We start from the raw sequence: 1,255 nt of genomic DNA on the forward strand, positions 1-1,255 counted from the left end.
GGGCTGGTCGCGGCCGCGTTGGCGGCTGCGGCGGCGGCCGGGTGCGATCCGCTGGAGCTGGATGCGGCGGCCGATGCCCGCACGCCGGTGCCGGCGTTGCGGCACACGGCGCGGCGGCTGGGGCGGCAGATGATGCGGGCGGCCCGGGCGGCCTGGCCCTCGGCCGCGCTGGACGCGCTGGCGGCCGCGCGGCCGCGTGGTGCGCATCAGCCCGTCGTGCTGGGGCTGGCGGCCCGGTCGGCGGGGCTGGCGCCGTCGGACGCCGCCCATGCGGCCGCGTATGAGAACGTCAGCGGCCCGGCCACCGCCGCCGTCCGGCTGCTGAGCCTGGACCCGTTCGAGGCGAGCGCGGTGCTGGCCCGGCTGGCGGGGCCGCTCGACCAGGTCGCTGAGCGGGCCGTCGAGGCCGCGCGCCGGGTCCCCTTGGAGGGCCTGGGCGCGTTGCCGGCGGCGTCCGCGCCGCTGCTGGACATCACCGCCGAGCAGCACGCGGCCTGGCCGGTACGGCTGTTCGCCTCCTGACCCTTCACCTTTCGGCACCCCGCCGCTCGTACCGCTTCCTGTCCCCGACACGATCACGGAGCAGCCCATGCATCTCGATCACGATCTCGACGACCGTTTCCCGCACCGGCACAGCTACAGCGCCGCGTCCCCCCGGCGCCCCGACGGCACCCGGCGTGCACTGCGGATCGGGCTGGGCGGGCCGGTGGGCACCGGCAAGACCGCCACCGTCGCCGCGCTGTGCCGGGCGCTGCGCGACGAGCTGTCCCTGGCGGTGGTGACCAACGACATCTACACCCGTGAGGACGCCGAGTTCCTGCTGCGTGAGGCGGTGCTGCCCGCCGAGCGGATCACGGCCGTGGAGACCGGCGCGTGCCCGCACACCGCCATCCGTGACGACATCTCCGCCAACCTCGAAGCCGTCGAGGACCTGGAGGACGCCCTCGGCCCGCTGGATCTGATCCTGGTGGAGTCCGGCGGCGACAACCTCACCGCCACCTTCTCCAAGGGCCTGGTGGACGCCCAGATCTTCGTGATCGACGTGGCGGGCGGCGACGACATCCCCCGCAAGGGCGGCCCCGGCGTCACCACCGCCGACCTGCTGGTGGTCAACAAGACCGACCTCGCCCCCTACGTCGGCGTCGACCTGGACGGCATGGCCCGCGACGCCAAGAACCAGCGCGGCGACCTGCCCGTCACCTTCACCTGCCTCAAGACCGCCAACGGCGTCCAGCCGGTCACCGACTGGGTCCGC

The 1,255-nt window shown here is 75.0% G+C and carries 2 protein-coding genes; both read left to right on the forward strand.

Annotated elements, in window-relative coordinates:
• Positions 1 to 522 (forward strand): urease accessory protein UreF (locus JXZ78_RS39990; protein ID WP_238783728.1); only part of this gene is annotated, 522 nt, incomplete at its 5' end.
• Between the two features lie 67 nt (positions 523 to 589).
• Positions 590 to 1,255: urease accessory protein UreG (gene ureG, locus JXZ78_RS39995; protein WP_238783729.1), on the forward strand; the 666-nt coding region annotated here is incomplete at its 3' end.

It is taken from the genome of Streptomyces monomycini (assembly GCF_022271435.1).
Classification (GTDB): domain Bacteria; phylum Actinomycetota; class Actinomycetes; order Streptomycetales; family Streptomycetaceae; genus Streptomyces; species Streptomyces monomycini.